The 18,985-nt window shown below is 38.6% G+C and carries 18 protein-coding genes; 10 read left to right on the top strand and 8 right to left on the bottom strand.

Features of this window, described 5'->3' with window-relative positions:
• The first annotated feature begins 18 nt into the window (after positions 1-18).
• The 3 genes from pnp to DK861_RS06820 all read left to right on the top strand — a co-directional run bounded on the left by pnp (position 19) and on the right by DK861_RS06820 (position 5,176).
• Complete coding sequence (gene pnp / locus DK861_RS06830) at positions 19-2,148, top strand: polyribonucleotide nucleotidyltransferase (protein ID WP_036914690.1); 2,130 nt, start codon at positions 19-21, stop codon at positions 2,146-2,148.
• Between the two features lie 112 nt (positions 2,149-2,260).
• A complete protein-coding gene (nlpI, locus tag DK861_RS06825) occupies positions 2,261-3,148 on the top strand; it encodes a lipoprotein NlpI (protein ID WP_072064550.1) in 888 nt (295 codons plus the stop codon).
• Positions 3,149-3,319: 171 nt separating this feature from the next.
• The gene (locus tag DK861_RS06820) at positions 3,320-5,176 is read left to right on the top strand and encodes a DEAD/DEAH family ATP-dependent RNA helicase (protein ID WP_109399654.1); all 1,857 of its coding nucleotides are present in this window, start codon (positions 3,320-3,322) and stop codon (positions 5,174-5,176) included.
• Between the two features lie 274 nt (positions 5,177-5,450).
• Here the strand turns inward: DK861_RS06820 and btsR are convergent, their stop codons facing one another.
• Both btsR and DK861_RS06810 read right to left on the bottom strand, forming a co-directional pair.
• The gene (gene btsR / locus DK861_RS06815; RefSeq protein ID WP_006535679.1) at positions 5,451-6,167 is read right to left on the bottom strand and encodes a two-component system response regulator BtsR; all 717 of its coding nucleotides are present in this window, start codon (positions 6,165-6,167) and stop codon (positions 5,451-5,453) included.
• Positions 6,168-6,169: 2 nt separating this feature from the next.
• The gene (locus DK861_RS06810) at positions 6,170-7,873 is read right to left on the bottom strand and encodes a sensor histidine kinase (RefSeq protein ID WP_109399653.1); all 1,704 of its coding nucleotides are present in this window, start codon (positions 7,871-7,873) and stop codon (positions 6,170-6,172) included.
• 233 nt (positions 7,874-8,106) lie between these two features.
• Between DK861_RS06810 and DK861_RS06805 the strand changes: the two genes are divergently transcribed.
• From DK861_RS06805 to DK861_RS06795, 3 genes are read left to right on the top strand one after another with little or no spacing between them, the layout of a single operon-like run.
• Positions 8,107-9,078: an efflux RND transporter periplasmic adaptor subunit gene (locus DK861_RS06805; RefSeq protein ID WP_109399652.1), complete on the top strand. Its 972-nt coding sequence runs from the start codon at positions 8,107-8,109 to the stop codon at positions 9,076-9,078.
• A 9-nt stretch (positions 9,079-9,087) separates the two neighbouring features.
• Positions 9,088-10,233, top strand: coding sequence for an ABC transporter permease (locus tag DK861_RS06800; protein WP_109399651.1), 1,146 nt, complete (start codon positions 9,088-9,090; stop codon positions 10,231-10,233).
• The gene (locus DK861_RS06795; protein WP_072064545.1) at positions 10,233-11,396 is read left to right on the top strand and encodes an ABC transporter permease; all 1,164 of its coding nucleotides are present in this window, start codon (positions 10,233-10,235) and stop codon (positions 11,394-11,396) included. The genes DK861_RS06800 and DK861_RS06795 overlap by 1 nt, the downstream gene beginning before the upstream one ends.
• Before the next feature lie 39 nt (positions 11,397-11,435).
• On the opposite strand, the gene DK861_RS06790 is transcribed toward DK861_RS06795, so the two are convergent.
• Together DK861_RS06790 and DK861_RS06785 are read right to left on the bottom strand one after the other, a co-directional pair.
• Entirely contained in the window at positions 11,436-12,314 is an 879-nt protein-coding gene (locus DK861_RS06790) for a U32 family peptidase (protein ID WP_109399650.1), read from the bottom strand.
• Between the two features lie 13 nt (positions 12,315-12,327).
• Positions 12,328-13,323, bottom strand: a complete 996-nt coding sequence (locus tag DK861_RS06785) for a peptidase U32 family protein (RefSeq protein WP_006535670.1) — start codon at positions 13,321-13,323, stop codon at positions 12,328-12,330.
• 216 nt (positions 13,324-13,539) lie between these two features.
• Here DK861_RS06785 and DK861_RS06780 point away from each other — a divergent pair, with 216 nt between their 5' ends.
• Together DK861_RS06780 and DK861_RS06775 are read left to right on the top strand one after the other, a co-directional pair.
• Positions 13,540-14,073: an SCP2 domain-containing protein gene (locus tag DK861_RS06780; protein ID WP_006535669.1), complete on the top strand. Its 534-nt coding sequence runs from the start codon at positions 13,540-13,542 to the stop codon at positions 14,071-14,073.
• On the top strand, positions 14,067-14,573 hold the full coding sequence (locus DK861_RS06775; RefSeq protein ID WP_006535668.1) for an N-acetyltransferase: 507 nt from the start codon (positions 14,067-14,069) through the stop codon (positions 14,571-14,573). Before DK861_RS06780 ends, DK861_RS06775 begins: the two co-directional genes overlap by 7 nt.
• 2 nt (positions 14,574-14,575) lie before the next feature.
• Here the strand turns inward: DK861_RS06775 and DK861_RS06770 are convergent, their stop codons facing one another.
• Positions 14,576-14,866, bottom strand: a complete 291-nt coding sequence (locus tag DK861_RS06770; RefSeq protein WP_072064543.1) for a GIY-YIG nuclease family protein — start codon at positions 14,864-14,866, stop codon at positions 14,576-14,578.
• A gap of 287 nt (positions 14,867-15,153) precedes the next feature.
• On the opposite strand from DK861_RS06770, the gene DK861_RS06765 reads away from it, so the two are divergent.
• Together DK861_RS06765 and DK861_RS06760 are read left to right on the top strand one after the other, a co-directional pair.
• A complete protein-coding gene (locus DK861_RS06765; RefSeq protein ID WP_072064542.1) occupies positions 15,154-15,405 on the top strand; it encodes a YdgH/BhsA/McbA-like domain containing protein in 252 nt (83 codons plus the stop codon).
• 114 nt (positions 15,406-15,519) lie between these two features.
• A complete protein-coding gene (locus DK861_RS06760) occupies positions 15,520-15,960 on the top strand; it encodes a YhbP family protein (protein ID WP_072064541.1) in 441 nt (146 codons plus the stop codon).
• Between the two features lie 23 nt (positions 15,961-15,983).
• On the opposite strand, the gene DK861_RS06755 is transcribed toward DK861_RS06760, so the two are convergent.
• The 3 genes from DK861_RS06755 to DK861_RS06740 all read right to left on the bottom strand — a co-directional run bounded on the left by DK861_RS06755 (position 15,984) and on the right by DK861_RS06740 (position 18,981).
• Positions 15,984-16,346, bottom strand: coding sequence for a hypothetical protein (locus DK861_RS06755; RefSeq protein ID WP_109399714.1), 363 nt, complete (start codon positions 16,344-16,346; stop codon positions 15,984-15,986).
• A gap of 177 nt (positions 16,347-16,523) precedes the next feature.
• Positions 16,524-17,774 (bottom strand): ATP-grasp domain-containing protein, encoded by a 1,251-nt coding sequence (locus tag DK861_RS06750; RefSeq protein ID WP_109399649.1) that lies wholly within the window; start codon positions 17,772-17,774, stop codon positions 16,524-16,526.
• A gap of 301 nt (positions 17,775-18,075) precedes the next feature.
• The gene (locus DK861_RS06740) at positions 18,076-18,981 is read right to left on the bottom strand and encodes a diiron oxygenase (protein ID WP_006535660.1); all 906 of its coding nucleotides are present in this window, start codon (positions 18,979-18,981) and stop codon (positions 18,076-18,078) included.
• Between the last annotated feature and the right edge of the window lie 4 nt (positions 18,982-18,985).

Below are 18,985 nucleotides of genomic sequence, written 5' to 3'. Positions count from 1 at the left end.
AAGATAAAGGATATTATTTTGCTGAATCCTACAGTTCGTAAATTTCAATACGGTCAACATACTGTTTCATTAGAAACAGGTATGATGGCTCGTCAAGCAACAGCTGCTGTTATGGTTGACATGGACGGCACTGCTGTTTTTGTTACTGTTGTTGCAAAGAAAAAAGTTAAAGCTGGACAAGATTTCTTCCCATTAACGGTTAACTACCAAGAGCGTTCATACGCTGCTGGTCGTATTCCTGGTAGCTTCTTCCGTCGTGAAGGTCGTCCTGGTGAAGGCGAAACGTTAATTGCACGTTTAATTGACCGCCCTTTACGCCCATTATTCCCAGAAGGTTTCTTAAACGAAATTCAAATCGTTGCTACCGTTGTTTCAGTTAATCCACAAGTTAACCCAGATATCGTTGCAATGATTGGTGCTTCTGCGGTATTAGCGCTGTCAGGTGTTCCATTCAATGGTCCTATTGGTGGTGCTCGTGTTGGTTTTATCGATGGACAATATGTTCTAAACCCAACTGTTGATGAGCTGAAAGTTAGTAAATTAGACTTAGTGGTTGCCGGTACAGCAGGCGCGGTACTGATGGTAGAATCAGAAGCTGATTTATTATCAGAAGAAGAAATGTTAGGTGCAGTCGTATTTGGTCATGATCAACAACAAGTTGTGATCGAAAACATCAATGCATTAGTTGCAGAAGTGGGTAAAGAGAAATGGGATTGGGCGCCAGAAGCTATCAACCAAACTTTACATGACCGTATTGCACAATTAGCACAAGCTCGTATTGGTGATGCTTACCGTATCACTGAAAAACAAGAACGTTATGAGCAAATTGAAGCTATCCGTGATGAAGTTATCGCGACATTAGTCGCTGAAGATGAAACCTTAGATGAAGCTGAAATTAGCGAAATCTTCTCAGGTCTTGAGAAAAACATCGTTCGTGCTCGCGTATTAGCTGGCGAACCACGTATTGATGGTCGTGAAAAAGACATGGTACGTGCATTAGATATTCGCACGGGTTTATTACCACGTACCCACGGTTCAGCACTGTTTACTCGTGGTGAAACTCAGGCTCTGGTAACGGCAACATTAGGTACTGCACGTGATGCTCAAACTATTGATGACATCATGGGTGAGCACACTGATACATTCTTACTGCATTATAACTTCCCTCCATACTCTGTTGGTGAAACAGGCATGATGGGTTCACCAAAACGTCGTGAAATCGGTCATGGTCGTTTAGCAAAACGTGGTGTGTTAGCTGTAATGCCAACAATTGAAGAATTCCCATATACTGTTCGTGTGGTTTCTGAAATCACTGAATCAAATGGTTCATCTTCAATGGCATCTGTATGTGGTGCTTCTTTAGCACTGATGGATGCAGGTGTACCAATTAAAGAATCTGTTGCAGGTATTGCAATGGGTCTAGTTAAAGAAGGCGACAACTTTGTTGTTCTTTCCGATATTCTGGGTGATGAAGACCATTTAGGTGATATGGACTTTAAAGTTGCGGGTAGCCGTAACGGTGTCAGCGCATTACAGATGGATATCAAAATTGAAGGTATCACTCGCGAAATCATGCAGGTCGCATTAAACCAAGCGAAAAGCGCACGTCTACATATTTTAGGCGTAATGGAAGATGCAATTAGCAAACCTCGTGCTGATATTTCTGAATTCGCACCGCGCATTCATACTATCAAAATTAATCCAGACAAGATCAAAGACGTTATCGGTAAAGGCGGTTCTGTTATCCGTGCATTAACGGAAGAAACGGGCACAACGATCGAAATCGAAGATGATGGTACTGTGAAGATTGCTGCAACAAGTGGCGATCAAGCAAAACAAGCTATCGCACGTATCGAAGAGATCACTGCAGAAGTTGAAGTGGGTCGTATCTACAACGGTAAAGTCACTCGTATTGTAGATTTCGGTGCATTCGTTGCTATCGGTGGCGGCAAAGAAGGTCTGGTTCATATTTCTCAAATTGCAGACAAACGCGTTGAGAAGGTGAGTGACTACTTAGAAATGGGTCAAGAAGTTCCAGTTAAAGTACTGGAAATTGACCGTCAAGGCCGTATTCGCTTAAGCATGAAAGAAGCTCAAGCTAATCAGCAGGAAGCAACAGAAACTTCTTCTGAAGATTCTGCTAATTAATGATACTCTACTACCGATATCTAGACATGGGTATCGGTAGAGACTTATTATGATTGACAAGTAGGACGTCTAGAACGCTTTTTGTTGAAAGGTCTGACTTTGGGAGTGAGAAATGAAAACATTTCTGCGCAGTTGTTCTATTGCTGTTTTCATCTTTATTTCCGGATGCAGCACTAGTCCAGAATGGCGTCAGAATGCGGTTTTTGCCACACCATTGCAGCCTTCTTTACAACAAGAAGTGATATTAGCTCGTATAGAACAAATCCTAGCGAGCCGCTCATTAACCGAAGATGAATACGCACAGCTTTTATATGAGCGTGGTGTGCTGTATGATAGCCTCGGTTTACGAGCTTTAGCGCGTAATGATTTTTCAATGGCGCTATCAATACGACCAGATATGCTAGAAATTTTTAATTTTCTAGGTATCTATTTTACGCAAGCAGCGAATTACGATGCTGCTTATGAAGCGTTTGATTCTGTTTTAGAGCTTGATCCAACTTACAATAATGCGCGTTTTAATCGTGGTATCGCTTCGTACTACGGTGGCCGATTGAAATTGGCGCAGGATGATCTGCAGGCGTTTTATCAGGTCGATCCAAATGATCCCATTCGTTCGCTTTGGTTATATCTTGTAGAAAAAGAGATAAACACTGATTTGGCTAAACAACAGCTAAAACAGCGATACCAGCAAGCGGATAAAACGGGACAATGGGGATGGAATATAGTTGAGTTTTATTTAGGCGACATTAATGAGAAAACATTAATGTTGAAACTAAATGAGGCTTCAACCGATAACACTTCGCTCGCTGAGCATCTTAGTGAAACTAACTTCTATTTAGGTAAGTATTACCTAAGTCTGGGGGATACGGATAGCGCAGAAGCGTTATTCAAGCTGACGGTTGCCAACAACGCACATAACTTTGTTGAGCACCGCTACGCATTGTTGGAATTAGCACTGTTAGGCCAACAAGAAGACCTAGCGGAATCGGACCAGCAATAGCTGACGAACATTTCTCTAATCAGTTTGAAAGCCATCATCTGCATAGGATGAGGGCTTGTTTGTTCGTTTAATAATATAATTTGAGCCAGTTCACATTTTAGATGATAAAGACCGACAAACCATGCGGTATGTTATGTCAACTGGCTGCCATAATGAATGAGGCACAGTGACATGACTACTGAAACCGATATGACTTTTGCTGATCTAGGTTTATCAGCACCTATTTTGACTGCACTGAATGACTTAGGCTACGAGAAGCCTTCTCCAATTCAGCAACAATGTATTCCTTTCCTTTTAAACGGTAATGATGTTTTAGGTATGGCACAGACCGGTAGTGGTAAAACTGCCGCATTTAGCCTGCCATTATTACATAATCTTGATGAATCATTAAAAGCACCACAAATTTTAGTTTTAGCGCCTACTCGTGAACTTGCGGTTCAGGTTGCTGAAGCAATTGAAGATTTTTCTAAGCATTTACCAAAAGTAAATGTTGTTGCTTTATATGGTGGTCAGCGTTACGACGTTCAATTACGTGCGTTACGTCAAGGACCACAAGTGGTTGTAGGTACACCAGGTCGTTTATTAGACCATTTAAACCGTGGCACATTAGATTTATCTAAACTGAAAGGTTTAGTTTTAGATGAAGCTGATGAAATGTTGCGTATGGGCTTTATTGAAGATGTTGAAAATATCTTAAGTAAGATCCCAGCAGAACACCAAACTGCGCTGTTCTCTGCAACCATGCCAGAAGCTATTCGTCGTATTACACGTCGCTTCATGAATGATCCTAAAGAAGTTCGCATTCAAAGCAGTGTAACAACTCGTCCAGATATCAGCCAAAGTTACTGGATGACATTTGGGGCGCGTAAAAATGAAGCATTAATTCGTTTCTTAGAAGCGGAAGACTTTGATGCAGCAATTATTTTCGTTCGTACTAAAAACGCAACATTAGAAGTTGCTGAAGCATTAGAACGTAATGGCTATAACAGTGCCGCATTAAATGGTGACATGAACCAATCATTGCGTGAGCAAACGTTAGAGCGTTTGAAAAATGGTCGTTTAGACATTTTAATCGCGACTGATGTTGCAGCTCGTGGTCTTGATGTTGACCGTATCAGCCTTGTTGTGAACTATGATATCCCAATGGATTCAGAATCTTATGTTCACCGTATTGGCCGTACTGGTCGTGCTGGCCGTGCTGGTCGCGCAATTTTATTTGTTGATAACCGTGAGCGTCGTTTACTGCGCAATATCGAACGTACAATGAAGATGACAATTCCTGAAGTAGAACTGCCAAATGCAGAACTCATCAGCCAACGTCGTCAGGAAAAATTTGCACAGCAAATCGCGCAACAATTAGAAACTAGTAACCTTGACCAGTACCGTGCTCTGTTGCCTAAATTAGCTCCACAAGGTGAAGAAGCGCTGGATATGGAAACACTGGCTGCGGTATTACTGAAAATGGCTCAAGGTGAGCGCGCACTTATTCTGCCACCTGATCCCGTTCGTCGTCCTCGTCGTGAATTTAACGATCGTGACGATCGTCGCCGTGATAACGATCGCGAACGTTCTCCTCGTCGTGAACGTCGTGATGCTGGCGAAATGGATTTATATCGTATCGAAGTGGGTCGTGATGATGGTGTTGAAGTTCGTCATATCGTTGGTGCGATTGCTAACGAAGGTGATATCAGCAGCCGTTACATTGGTAATATCAAACTGTATGGTTCTCACTCAACCATCGAATTACCAAAAGGTATGCCAACTGATTTATTAAGCCATTTCACACGTACGCGTATTATGAACAAACCACTGAATATGCAATTAGTGGGTGATGCTCAATCTCAGCCTTTCCGTGAGCGTCGTAATAACAGCCGTCGTGATGGTCAGCCACAAGGTGGTCGTCGTTTTAGTAACGGTGACCAACCACAACGTCGTGGTAATAACGATCGTGGTGGTGAACGCGGTAACTTCCGTAGTCGTAGTAACGAAGGTACTCCACGTCGTCGTAGCAGCTCTCATAACCAATAAGAGCCTACAATCGACTCAATATTAAATTGAGTTGATGATAAAAAATAAAAACCAGTCAACGAAAGTTGGCTGGTTTTTTTATGCGTATTTATTTTTATTGCTAGGCTTTATTAATTAGCTCAATCACTTTTGTTTCTATCTGTGGTGTGAGTTTTGCATTAATCATGATTTTTATATTTGTTACTAAACCCAGCCGCAAGGATCTCATTACATAAGCGAATTTCTACTTTTAACAATCCGTATGCTATTTATTGTCCCTTAAATTGATGAAAAATTAACTTAAACCAATCGCTTCTTTTAATGGTTTTAAATAACGACGGCTAACAGGAATTTGGCTATTATTGTGTAATATCAATTCAGCCTGCCCATTGTCACCAAAAATAATCTCATTAACATAATCCATATTCACTAAATATTGGCGATGGCAACGAACTAATTGTGTACGTGTTTCTAATGTACGTAGTGTTAATTCAGTAAAGCCTTCTTGGCCTTGATTATTGGTGACATAAACACCACTGAGTCTTGATGTGGCAAATACAGCTTCATCAATGGGCATTAACCAAATACGGCTATGACCTGTGCAGGGAATACACTTTAGACGCTCTTCAGGAGGTGTTAAGAGATCAATATTCTGTTTCTTACCTTGGCGTAAACGATTTAATGTTTTTGTTAAACGCTCTTGCTCCAATGGCTTGAGTAAATAATCAAAAGCGTGCTCTTCAAAAGCTTGAATTGCATACTCTTCAAATGCAGTTAAAAAGACAATATAAGGGCGATGTTCAGGATCTAACATTGTGACCATTTCAAGACCAGTAATACGAGGCATTTGAATATCTAGAAAAACAACATCAGGCTTTTTTCGATGTATTTCTCCTATGGCTTCAATCGCATTACTGCATTCACCAACAATATGAATATCCTTTTCAACTTCAAGTAAACAACGTAAGTTTTCACGAGCCAACGGCTCATCATCAACGATTAATATATTCATTTTTATGTAGTTTTATCCATGCTTTTTTCGAGAGGTAAGCAGATTTTCACCTTTGTATATTTATCGGCTTGGCATTCAACTAAAACACCATAAAGCTCGCCATAGCGTAATTTTAATCGTTTATCCACTAGTCTCATGCCTAAACCTAATTGATGCGATGGGCATTGATGACGGTAAAGTCCAGCATTATCACAAATTTCGATAATGATTAAATGGTGCTCTTGATATGCTCTAATTGTAATCTTTCCTGTGTCCAATAACTGTGATGTTCCATGTTTAATTGCATTCTCGACCATGGGTTGAAGAGAAAATGCCGGTAAGCGTGCATTAGCTAAATTTTCAGGAATTTGAATATCAATCTGTAACCGTTCCTGAAAACGCGCTTTTTCGATTTGTAAATACGCATTCACATGTTCAATTTCGTCACTTAATGTCACTACGGCTTCAGGTCTTTTTAAATTCTTACGAAAGAACGCAGAAAGAAATTGCACTAATTGTTTTGCTTGTTCACTATCACGGCGAATAACGGCTTGTAGTGTATTTAACGCATTAAAAAGAAAATGTGGATTTACTTGTGCATGCAGAAGTTTAATCTCTGATTCTAAAAGTGATTGCTTATTTCGCTCATATTGTCCTGCCAGAATTTGCGCAGATAATAAACTAGCAATACCTTCTCCTAAAGTACGGTTAATTGAACTAAACAGGCGATTTTTAGCTTCATAAAGTTTTATTGTTCCAATGACTTGATTATTTTCACCTCTTAGCGGAATAACTAAGGTTGATCCTAGTTTGCAATGAGGGGAAAGAGTGCAACGATAGGGTGTTTCATTACCGTCAGCATAAACAACTTCATTATTATTAATGGCTTGTTTCGATTGTTCTGATGAAATAGGCGTACCGGGTAAATGGTGATCAGCGCCAATACCAATAAAAGCCAGCAGCTTTTCTCTATCTGTAATAGCAACCGCACTGACTCTTAATTCTTGATAAATAACTTTTGCAACTCGGGTGCTATTGTCTTGATTAAATCCTTTACGCAAAATACCTTCGGTGCAAACGGCGATTTTTAATGCTTGTGTTGAGAATGCACTGGTATATTTTTCAAATATAGCGCGTCTATCTTGTAATATTCGAATAAACATCGCCGCACCAATGGTATTGGCTACGATCATAGGGGCGGCAATATCTTTAACTAAGGCAAGTGCTTCATTAAACGGGCGTGCCAATAATAAGATGATGCTCATCTGTATTATTTCAGCAAAGAAGGTAACTGCCGCTGCCGTCCACGGATTAAATATTCGGTGCATCTGCCCGTGTTTTACGTAATAACGGTGAACTAGCCCACCAATTAATCCCTCTGCAATAGTTGATACCATACAGCTAAATGCAGTCATACCACCGAGCGAATAGCGATGTAAGCCTCCCGTAAAACCAACGAGAAAGCCGACATAAGGGCCGCCTAGCAACCCACCTAAGACGGAGCCAATAGCACGCGTATTAGCAATAGAATCATTAATATGTAGCCCAAAATAAGTACCCATAATGCAGAAAATAGAGAATATGACGTAGCACATCAATTTATGTGGTAGCTTTATAGTGACCTGTAAAAGTGGCGTAAATAGAGGTGTTTTGCTTAAAAACCAAGCAATAATTAAATAAACGCACATTTGCTGTAATAACAGCAAAATAAGATCAAATTCATACATAAGTATTGAGTACCGTTCTCTTTTCTATCTGATAAATATAAAAAGTTCAGATAAAGCGGGATATTAATTAGGCAATAAAGTTCGATATAAGAATAACTTAATCGCACTATCAAAGAAAATATTCCTTTGCATCAGTGATCTGGCGCACAAAATTCTTAAAGAAATTCTGAGTTATTGTGTAATATAACTCAGTCAGTGAGTGTTCTACTTCACTATTAAGGTCTAATCGTTATATGAAAAAAAGAGCCATTTATCTTATTTTATTAATGCTAATACTAATTGCATTAGCCGTACTTTTCCGCGCGCATAATCAATATTTATTATTGCAAGGAGAAGTTGATGCTCCAGAAGTGATTGTTGCCTCTAAAGCCAAAGGTCGTGTTATTGAACGTCATATAGAGCGAGGTGATGATGTTAAAAAAGGGCAATTGATGATCACATTAGAAAGCCCTGAACTTAATGCGCAAGTTGCTGCACTTGAGGCCGCTAAAGCACAAGCTCAAGCTCAATTAGATTTGTCATTACATGGCACAAGAGAAGAGAGCATTCGCAACCTAGAAGCGGTGCTGGCTCAAGCCAAAGTAGAAGCAGCAAATGCGACAAGAGATTATCAGCGTATTAGCACAGTGGCTAGCCAAGGCTATGTATCAGCGACAGAATTGGATAATGCACGCCGCAGTCGAGATGTTGCATCACAACGCGTAAGAGCAGCGCAAGCAGAATTGGATGAAGCCAAAAATGGCGATCGTATTGAATTACGCCATAAATATACAGCAGCAGTACAACAGGCAGAACAACAACTTATTGAATTGAAGATCCAACAAAACGATCTCCAAGTTAAAGCGCCAGTGGACGGAGAAGTTGGTCCTATTCCTGCGGAAATAGGTGAACTTTTTAATGCCAATAGCCCGCTTGCTACCCTTATTCGTCTTCCTGAAGCTTATTTTGTTTATAACCTTCGTGAAGATATTTTAGCGAATATTCGCAAAGGTGATCGTATTACGATTACGGTTCCTGCATTAGGTAATAAAGAGGTAGAAGCTGAAATTCGTTATATTGCACCAATGGGTGACTACGCAACCAAAAGAGCGACAAGAGCAACGGGTGATTTCGATTTAAAAACGTTTGAAATTCGACTGTATCCTGTGGCGCCGATTGAGGGACTACGTCCTGGAATGAGTGCGTTATGGCGCTGGGATAAATAAGGGCGAATAATGAGAGTAAAAGCAGCTTGGCGTGGCTTTAGTAGCGCATTTTCACGAGAAACTCATATGGCAGTTCGTAGCCCGGTTTTTCACTGGCTAAGCTGGTTATTTCCATTAATGTTGTTCACGTTAATTAGTGCTAACTTTTCTGAAGGTACATTGCTGAATTTGCCAGTTTCTGTGATCAATAATGATAATAGCCCATTATCGCGAACACTGATCAGAGACTTAAATGCAGGCTCTCATGCGCAATTAAATACGCTAGATGGTAATCCTCGTACTGCAATGGAACGGCTTGGTAGCGCAAAGGATTACGCGATACTTACGATCCCCCGCCATTTTGAAAGCAACGTATTAGCTGGAAAGCAGCCCACCACACGTATGTATTACAACGGGTTATATTATGCTGCTGGGAGTTATGCAATACAGGATTTTAGTGGACTAATTGCAGAACTTAATGCGCAATATCGCACGGTCTTAGCGCAAGAAATGAATAAACCTGTTCCACCATTGGCAAAAGTGACTTTCTCTTATGACAGTTTGTTTAATGCCAGTGGTAGTTATATTTATTATCAGCAATTTGCGGCTACGATCCATATGCTTCAACTATTTGTCGTGACCTGCACGATTTATTCGTTGTCGCGCGGTAATATGCTCTTGAATATTAAGCCCTTCACATTTGCACTTATTGGTAAGCTCACTCCTTACACTCTGTTTTTCTTAACCTTATTAATTATTGAATTAGCAGCATTAGTGCATTTTTCGGGGGCGAAGGTGAATGGTAATCCGCTATATATGGTGTTGGTCGGATTCTTTTATATTATTGCGGCTCAAAGTGTGGGGTTACTGCTTTTTGCGTTTACCAATAGTGCGATCACGGCATACAGTATGATAGGGATGTTGGTGAGTATTGCATTAGCATTTTCAGGCATGGCTGTACCTGAACTCTCAATGATATTACCTGCACAAATTATTTCGAATCTAGAACCTTTAACTCACGCCTTAAATGCGATGTTTGATATCTTCTTAAGAGAAGTATCATTACAAGGTATTTTGTATGTTTGCTCACTCTTGCTGATTTATCCTTTTGCTATCGCCTTCTTAGTTCGCAAACGTATTTTTAAACGATTGGAATTACAGGTAGGTGTTGCATGATGCAGATGTACTTCCAAACCTTTAAGCGCGTTCTATTGGGTATGCTAGAAAAACCTATGTGGATGTTGTTAATTGTTTCTCTGTGTGTGATGAGTTTGGTTTATGCCAAACCTGTTTTATGGGATCTACCTGTCGCTGTTATCAATCAAGATCACAGTCCAGCCAGTTATTCACTTATTCGCGCACTAAACTCGACACCTAAATTAAGCATCAAGAACTATGATAATTTAGATGAAGCACGCCACGATATGATTATGCGAGAGCTTTTTGCCATCATTATTGTGCCAACTGATTTTGAAAAGAAATTACTCAATGGTAAAGATGTCACTGTTCCTGTCTTTGGTGATGCCACAAACCGTCTTGCCAGCGGGCAAATTCAGCAGGAATTAATGTTGGCTTATCAACAGTTATTAGATTCTTACAATGGGCGCATTTTACAAAATGCAGGCTTTAGTGTTAAGCAATCAAAAATCCTATTAAAGCCTATTCAGGGTGAAACTATTGCGATGTATAACCCTGGGGTAAGTTTTGCCGCGATTATTTTTCCAGGATTATTAGTGATGTTATTGCAACATTCCCTTTTAATTGCTTGTGTGCGTGTCAGTATTGCCGTGAGAAGTACGCCAAAAGGAAAGCCACCATTAGCGGTCTATTTAGGAGCGCTATCGGCACTTATTCCGATTTGGTTATTTTTATCCGCGGTATTCTTTGCATTATGGCCTTGGGTATTAGGTTATCGCCAAGAGGCTCCACTTTATCAAATCTGGATGCTGACATTTCCATTCTTATTGGCAGTCTTAGGATTAGGTAAATTAATTACAGAATGCTTACGTAGTGTTGAGATGATTTATCTAACACTGGCATTTGTTACAACCCCTGTGTTCTATATTTCCGGTACGATTTGGCCATTACAAGCGATGCCTAACTGGGTATTTGCCATTTCATCTGCATTACCTTCTACATGGGCAGTAAACGCCATGGCTGGAATTAACCAGATGGGATTGTCATTCCAAAGTATATTAGGTGATATCGTGATGATGCTGGTTTTAGGTGTGATTTACACCGTATTAGGTGTACTGGTGGGTATGTTACGTAATGGTGAATTAAGACATATTACGCACCAATTTAAGCATTGGTTACATCATCGCGGTGAGTCAAAATAAAAAGCCCTTATGGGCTTTTTATTCCAACATATTATATTTTTACTCTACTAATTCCAATCCTGCCAATTTACGCCAATAGCCATTACAGTCATGATGATGAATTGTTGTCAGTGGTTGTTGACCTTGTTCATTTTGTCGAAATTGCTGCAAGGTATCAAAAATCGTGTCAGATTCAGGAGATAATCGGATAATATCCACTAGACCTGCCATTGACGCTAAATCATTACCTAAATTGTAACAGTAGCCACTTTGCGTTTGAATACCATTTAAAACAAAGACTTGTTGGTTCTCTTGCGATAATACTTCACGGCCTTGAGGGTATTTTTGGCAACAAGTTTCACAATCATCTTTAGAGCGATTTTCAGAACGGGCAGTAAAACAACGCGCAGAATAGGCTAAAGGAAGATGCCCGTAAGCCAATACTTCAACTTCAAATTTATCTCTAATCGCTAATTCTTCGCATTGAATTAGCAGATTATTTAACCACTCACGAGAAAGCTCAACAGGCATACACCAACGTATCATGCCTTGCTTATACAATAAACGTAGTGCATAAGCGTTGTAGCAATTTAACCCATGGCCTGCGACAAAAGGAAGATTGCGCTCATAAAGCATGTTGATCACGCCAAAATCATGCGCTTCAACTAAAAATTCACCGTTATCAACTAACTTAGCAATTTCTTTTAATTCAGATGGTGCTTGTAATAATGCTAAGGTAGAAAGAACCACTTGTTTACCGCTTTTAGCGACTTCTTTGGCAAGATTTATCCAATCTTGAGGCTTGATTTCCCTGCGCTTACTGCAAACTGTTTCACCTAAATAGATAATATCTGCATCACACTGTTTTGCTTTTTCATAGAAGGTTTCAAGCGTCTCTTTTTGCCAATAATAAAGTACAGAACCTAATGCATATTTCATTTTTATATCCTTATTATTGCCATTTACGGTGATAAGCACCTAAGGTTGTTTGCGTTCCTTCTGATATTTTTCCTAATGCATTCATCCAACGCGGGTGAGTACTAAAACCTTGAGGATCTTTCTTGCACTGATCAATTGCAGCGCGCCAAACTCTTGCGACTTCAGTGACATAAGCAGGGCTACGCTGGCGACCTTCAATTTTGACGGATGCAATATTCATCGCCATGAGTTCAGGTAATAGGGAAAGGGTATTTAAGCTAGTTGGCTCTTCTAAGGCGTGATAACAGTGATCATCAACAAAATAGCGCCCTTTGCATAATGTCGGGTAACCAGCATTTTCATTGGGTGAATAGCGGTCGATAAGCACATCATTAAGACGAGATTCCATGCCTTGTGGAGTCTGCTGCCAACGTACAAAACGAGCAGGAGAGCAAGCACCAACGGTATTAGGAGATTCACCTGTTAAATAAGAAGAAAGATAGCATCGACCTTCAGCCATAATACATAAGCTACCAAAGGCAAAAACTTCTAAAGGTACTGGACTCGTTTGTGCTAATTGTTTCACTTGATGAAGAGATAGAACACGAGGAAGAACAATACGCGCCACATCGAAGTTACGTTGATAAAACTCAATAGCTTGTGTATTGGTTGCTGAGGCTTGTACAGAAACATGGCGTTCAATATGAGGATAACGCTCTGCAGCGTACTCTAACATGGCGATATCCGCCAAGATAAAAGCATCCGCACCTAAAGATGCTGCCATATCAACGGCTTTTTGCCAGCGGTCAAATCCATCAGGATGAGCAAAGGTATTTATTGCAATATGCAATTTTCGCTGGTGGCGATGAACATAATTAACCGCTTCTTGTAACTTCTTTTCTGTGAAATTTAAACCAGCAAAATGTCTTGCGTTAGTATCATCTTTTAAGCCGATATAAACGGCATCCGCACCATTATCTATGGCCGCTTTTAAGGCAGGTAAATTACCCGCTGGGCACAGCAATTCCATCTTCACTTCCCTTTAGAAATTAAGAATGATCAGAAATTGTAATGAGCAAGATAAAAAAAGGTTTTGATTTAGGGCAGAGAACTCTGTTTTTTGCTTAAGTAAAATCAAAGAACTCAAAATGTGAACAACGGATTAACCGAATATTGATATAGGATCGCAGAATATCTGTCTATATCTGGCACAATAGCCCGTAATTTTATTTATAGGAGTCCGAACGTGTTTAACAAAATTCGTACCCATTTGGTTAAAGAGGGACCTCGTTTTTTACGTTACCCTTTACAAGTTACGCCATTTGCTTTGCAACGTGACATTTTAGAACAGTTCTTAAGTTGGCAATTTCGTGAATCGTTAGCTGAAGGTGATTTACACTTTTTAGAAGATAAATGGCTAAAAGTTGAGATAAGAGACTTACATTTACAGTGGTTTATCAGTGTTCGTGATGATAAATTAGTGGTTAGTCGCTTAGAAAAAGAAGATGTCAGCTTTAGTGGAAATGCTAATGATCTTATTTTAATAGCTGCCCGCAAAGAAGATCCTGACACCTTATTTTTCCAACGTCGTCTACAAATTGAGGGTGATACAGAACTCGGGTTATATGTTAAGAACCTGATGGATGCAATTGAATTAGACTCAATGCCATCTGTGTTGCGTTTTGGTTTATTACAACTGGCTGAGTTTGTAAAAAGTGGGCTTCAAGAAGAAAAAGAAGACACGCTACACAGCCATGAACTGAGCTCAACTTCATGCTAATACGTGTTGAAATTCCCGTTGATATTCCTGCAATTGATAACCTTTTACGCCAAGCGTTTCCGACAAGTGCTGAAGCTGATTTAGTCGGACACTTACGTGAAGAAGGGTTATTAACATTAGGCATGGTGGCAATTAGCGATGAGGGCCAATTGATTGGCTATATCGGTTTTACACCTGTTGATATTGATGGAAAAGATTGTCAGTGGGTAGGGCTTGCACCACTTGCTGTTGCGCCTGATTTCCAAAACCAAGGTATTGGACGTCAACTGATTAATGAAGGGCTAGATAGTCTAAATGAATTTGGTTACGGTGCAGTTGTGGTGTTGGGTGAGCCTGAGTACTATCAAAAATCAGGATTTATCCCAGCTAAGTCACAAGGCTTACATTGCAAATGGCCTGATACAGAAGATGCTTTTCAGCTTTATGCGTTAGAAAATGGCAATGTTGATGATATCCATGGTTTAGTCAACTATTCACCATTGTTTGACCAATTTAGCTAAATTTATTTATCTTGTATTAAATACAGTGCAATGTCTGAAGGCTGGTCAATGATCAGCTTTTCTTTTTGCGTTTTTTTCAGCTGCTTTAACTGGTATTCAAGTTGAGAAGCTCGTTGTCTATCTCCTACCTGACAATAAAACTCTAGTAATAAAGGGCCTTTACCTTTCAGTGCTTTAGCGCCAGTTCCATTCTGATGTTGTTGAAAACGCCTCTCAACATTTGTTGTGATCCCTGTATAAAGAGAACCGAGACGATTTCTAACGATATAGAGTGACCATATTGTCTCCGTCATCATTTTTTCCTTTTCGTGCTATTTTTTCTTTTGATAAATAATATTTCTTAATTTTTTAAGTGAGTAATTTATCGTTTTATCAAAATAAAATCTATTAGATATATCAGTATGTTGTGAAATATTTGTGACAATAGGTTCTATCATTTAAAAAATAACATTCAATTTTTTTGAAAATGAACAGCAATTATTGCTAATTTTAAAGTTAAACGAAAGTGCATAATATGATCCACATCACAGAGAGACACTCCGCGATACTTAGCAAAATTAGAATATATTTGGAGTTTATTATGAAAAAATCTACATTAATCGCTGCTACATTAGCTTTAAGCGCTATTTCATTTGGTTCAATCGCATCTGATAGTGTATCAAAAAGTTCTTCGATGAATGGTGAGTATATCACAATCACAGGTAGTGATACTTTAGATGGCTTAACTGCTAAGATTGCCCAAATCGCAAAAGATGAAGGCGCAAAAAGCTTTAAAGTTGTAGGTGCAACAGGCGATAATTACCTCACTGTAGATGCTGAAATTTATCGTTAATATTAACTCTTTCAGATAAATAACCGGCAATAAGAGACATTCGGAAAGACGCTCGTTTTGGTGATATAATTATCAACTAAACAGCGTCTCTTTGTGTGTCTATACAGGTATATTATGTCTTCTTCAGATTCGATCAAAATAATTAAACAATATATACGTGATAAGCATGTATTTACCTTATGCACAACACGTTCATTGAGTGATGTTTGGTGTGCTAATTGTTTTTATTGGTTTGATGAAAATCAGATGAGACTTGTTTTTCTTTCTGAAAAGAAAACACGGCATGCTCAAATGATGCAGGAAAATTTATTAGTTGCAGGAAGTATTAGCACCCAAGAAATTGCAGTATCCGATCTGCAAGGTATTCAATTTACAGGTTCGGTTGCTTTATTGGCTGGTAAGGACGACATCAATGCAAGAAAACATTATTGTTTACGTTTTCCTGTCGCATTAGCCGCCATCCATGTGCCTTTATGGGAATTGCAATTACAAGAAATTAAGATGGTCAATAATCAATTAGGCTTTGGAACTAAGCTCTATTGGCAGCGTGACTAAACTTATTTTTTCTTAACTTTCTACTATTCCCAAAAATAATGACTTTTTTGTTCCCATCCTTTTAAAGACATACAAGAAGTGTAGAAGGTTTTTCTGTCTTCTTGATTAATGTCTTCAACATAGCTTTCTGTCATGGGTACACGTTCAGTGTAGGTTTTTTTATCACCACAATGGTCTTTATCATCCTTACGACATGTCTTTTGTACATCACGATAGACAGTCCGTTGTAGCACTTCTTTGCGGATAGGGTAGCGAGTATTGGCATCGAAATCGCAAATGAGTTTTGCTTCTTGTAATGTGTAATCTGATGCACCTTGAGGTTCCCAAGTAGTGCTGCAACCCGAAAGTAAGATCATTGAAAATACAGAGAAAAGGGCCAATTTCATATCAAATATCATCATAAAAAGAATAGTTAAGAGTGTTAATAATAAAACAAAACTAATCACTTTTACCATCTTTTTTGAAAATGATTCGCATTTGATAACAGGAGTGATTAAGTAAGTATTTGGATAACCTACTACTGGATAAAATATATAAAGACCAATATCGTAAGATTTAGTGAGTTATATAATACTAATTAATGCTCCTTTTTTTTCTAAATCAGCTACAACTTGTACATCGGTTGACAAAGCCAAATATTCTTCATTAAACAAAACAATTCTTCCATAAGATGTCACTAAATCAGTCGTTTTTTGTAAATAATCATTAGGTTTGTATTTACAGATGGTAAAACCATAGCTTTTTAAGGTACTACACTGTTTCTCAATATTTATTTCTTTTATATGCCCTTGATTGGGGGCGCAGAGAAAATACTCGACTGCATAACGTTGTAAAACAGGTGAAGTGCAAATTGCGTCTGTGAATTGGTGGGGGGCTATACGGACTAGTAGACTCATATCTATTAGAGAGTGTGAATTACATCGTTCAACAAGGCTTGGTCCAAGACCTCCATGCATTCTTGCTCCAGATTCAATCAGTACTGGGCCATTTGAAGACATAATTATTTCATTATGTGAAGTACCATTTTTGATACCGAGTGAAGTAAGTACAGATTTTGTATAGTCAACCAGTTCTGGAAATAGATTAACAGGCTCCGTAACCATCTGATGATAAATTGGAATGCCATTTACTTTTTGTTTTAGATACTTAAATATATTTACAATGAAATGTACACCATTGCTACTCACTGCATCTACTACATATTCTATACCATTGATTTTTTGTTCAATAAGTAATTCTTTGTTTTTATTTCCAGAGTAATCAAATGTATTTATTAACAAGTTAAATGCATTTTTTATTTCAGCCGTATTTTTACAGAAAAATACACCTTCGGTTCCAAAGGAACAAACGGGTTTTATTACATATTCCTTGAAGGGGTTTTCTTCACACCATGTTAATATTTTGGATAATTGACCCGAGCGATAGTGAGGAATGTAACGAATCCCATCAAGCATCAATTGTTTCTGCATCAGATATTTATCACGCCTAGCTTGGCTGAGTTTAAATAGATTAGGGAGTAGATTCCATCTATGACAAAGTAGATCAAAAATAAGAACTCCAGGCTCTGAACCACATATGATGAAATCAGGTGCACGCCCCAGTGCTAATTCTATTTGCTGTGCAGCTTCTTCATGTGAAGCATAATTAAACACAGCAGAATAATCCTCTTCCTTGAACGTAGACACAATCGTAGGAGGAAGATTATTATTTGTAATCAGAGCAATAACGTTATATCCATAAAGTTCTTTAACTCTATTTGCAAAAATAGCGCCACTGGAAAATGGATCTACGATCAATACATATTTATCGTTCATTTAACCTCCTTATATAATTTCAATCTCGAAATCTTCATCAGGAAAGGAACAACAAGCAAGGTAGATGTTTTCAGCTATTTCCTTTTCTGATAAACAAAAATCGGGATTATTTCTGACTTTTCCATTTTTTAATTTATATTTACAACTACCACATATTCCCAAATGGCATTTGTGTCTAATAGGAATGTTGTGATGTAACAGATTATCAAGAATACTTTTATTGTTATCGACTAATAATTCACAATTAAGATCCTGGACTTGAATAATGCAGATAGATTCCATTTTTAGCTCATTATTGGCGCTATAAGCCAATTCTAGAAATAATAGCTTCCACAGATTCAAGATAAATATTTATCTCATTACAATTATCTGTTTCTTCAATGATTTCTCTCGCATAGGGCATGCGAGAAAGTCTGAAGGCTTCTTTCCAAGCTCCCAGTTCATTATTGGCAAATAAATCAGCAGTTCTTAACATAATATTTTTCATGTGCTTGCGTTCACTAAAGGTTAAATCTCGCACAATATCATAAGCAACATAGCTGAATACGCTTGAATGGCTCCATTCATCTTGAGCATGAACTTTTGTGACTTCATGGCAAAGTCTTTGAATACTATTATCTTCAGCCATGACTTTCAGATAATCAGTTATGAGGGTTTCGCTCGCACATGCTACTGCAAAACAAGTAAGCCTTCTTTGCCATTCTGCATTACAATCAGCAAGCATCATCTGGCGACATTTAATTAAATTAAAATCTGTATAATGTAGAGGCTCTAATCTTCGACGGTCGTATATATAGTTACAGGCTATTATTGACATTCTAGTATGTAATGCTTCATCCAAAAGGGCTTCGGACATTACATCCTGTAATTCCACTCTATTTATCGAATTTATTGGAGGACGTTTTATAATATCTTCACAGGCAGGCGTCACGACATCGCATTCTATATAGATTGTTTTTAGGTTATAAATACCCCATGCATAAGATAAGCAACGGCTTTTAATATCTTGAGATGCTTCTCTCCATGCATCATGGTTTCGAAATGGCAATAACGATTCGCTAAAATCACTCTTTGATGGTTCAAAAGCTAATTCAGAATAATCAGTGTGTTTGTTGTTTACCGCTGCTCGGTTTTTCCAGAGTGCAGAAAGTTTTTTCAGCATAAATGCAACATTTTCACTATCTGGTATTACAATATCCTTTGTCATAATT

It is taken from the genome of Proteus sp. TJ1640, assembly GCF_003144445.1.
GTDB lineage: Bacteria > Pseudomonadota > Gammaproteobacteria > Enterobacterales > Enterobacteriaceae > Proteus > Proteus penneri.
Note: the sequence above shows the minus strand (reverse complement) of the source record. Positions and strands in the feature narration are given on the sequence as shown.

Excerpts from the sequence above, each read along its gene's own strand:
- DK861_RS06775 (WP_006535668.1), top strand. The coding sequence starts at position 14,067 with ATGCTAATACGTGTTGAAATTCCCGTTGATATTCCTGCAATTGATAAC.
- DK861_RS06795 (WP_072064545.1), top strand. The coding sequence starts at position 10,233 with ATGCAGATGTACTTCCAAACCTTTAAGCGCGTTCTATTGGGTATGCTA.
- DK861_RS06740 (WP_006535660.1), bottom strand. The coding sequence starts at position 18,981 with ATGACAAAGGATATTGTAATACCAGATAGTGAAAATGTTGCATTTATG.
- DK861_RS06750 (WP_109399649.1), bottom strand. The coding sequence starts at position 17,774 with ATGAACGATAAATATGTATTGATCGTAGATCCATTTTCCAGTGGCGCT.
- DK861_RS06820 (WP_109399654.1), top strand. The coding sequence starts at position 3,320 with ATGACTACTGAAACCGATATGACTTTTGCTGATCTAGGTTTATCAGCA.
- DK861_RS06790 (WP_109399650.1), bottom strand. The coding sequence starts at position 12,314 with ATGAAATATGCATTAGGTTCTGTACTTTATTATTGGCAAAAAGAGACG.
- DK861_RS06760 (WP_072064541.1), top strand. The coding sequence starts at position 15,520 with ATGTCTTCTTCAGATTCGATCAAAATAATTAAACAATATATACGTGAT.
- DK861_RS06765 (WP_072064542.1), top strand. The coding sequence starts at position 15,154 with ATGAAAAAATCTACATTAATCGCTGCTACATTAGCTTTAAGCGCTATT.
- DK861_RS06805 (WP_109399652.1), top strand. The coding sequence starts at position 8,107 with ATGAAAAAAAGAGCCATTTATCTTATTTTATTAATGCTAATACTAATT.
- DK861_RS06755 (WP_109399714.1), bottom strand. The coding sequence starts at position 16,346 with ATGAAATTGGCCCTTTTCTCTGTATTTTCAATGATCTTACTTTCGGGT.
- DK861_RS06810 (WP_109399653.1), bottom strand. The coding sequence starts at position 7,873 with ATGTATGAATTTGATCTTATTTTGCTGTTATTACAGCAAATGTGCGTT.
- nlpI (WP_072064550.1), top strand. The coding sequence starts at position 2,261 with ATGAAAACATTTCTGCGCAGTTGTTCTATTGCTGTTTTCATCTTTATT.
- DK861_RS06800 (WP_109399651.1), top strand. The coding sequence starts at position 9,088 with ATGAGAGTAAAAGCAGCTTGGCGTGGCTTTAGTAGCGCATTTTCACGA.
- DK861_RS06770 (WP_072064543.1), bottom strand. The coding sequence starts at position 14,866 with ATGACGGAGACAATATGGTCACTCTATATCGTTAGAAATCGTCTCGGT.
- DK861_RS06785 (WP_006535670.1), bottom strand. The coding sequence starts at position 13,323 with ATGGAATTGCTGTGCCCAGCGGGTAATTTACCTGCCTTAAAAGCGGCC.
- btsR (WP_006535679.1), bottom strand. The coding sequence starts at position 6,167 with ATGAATATATTAATCGTTGATGATGAGCCGTTGGCTCGTGAAAACTTA.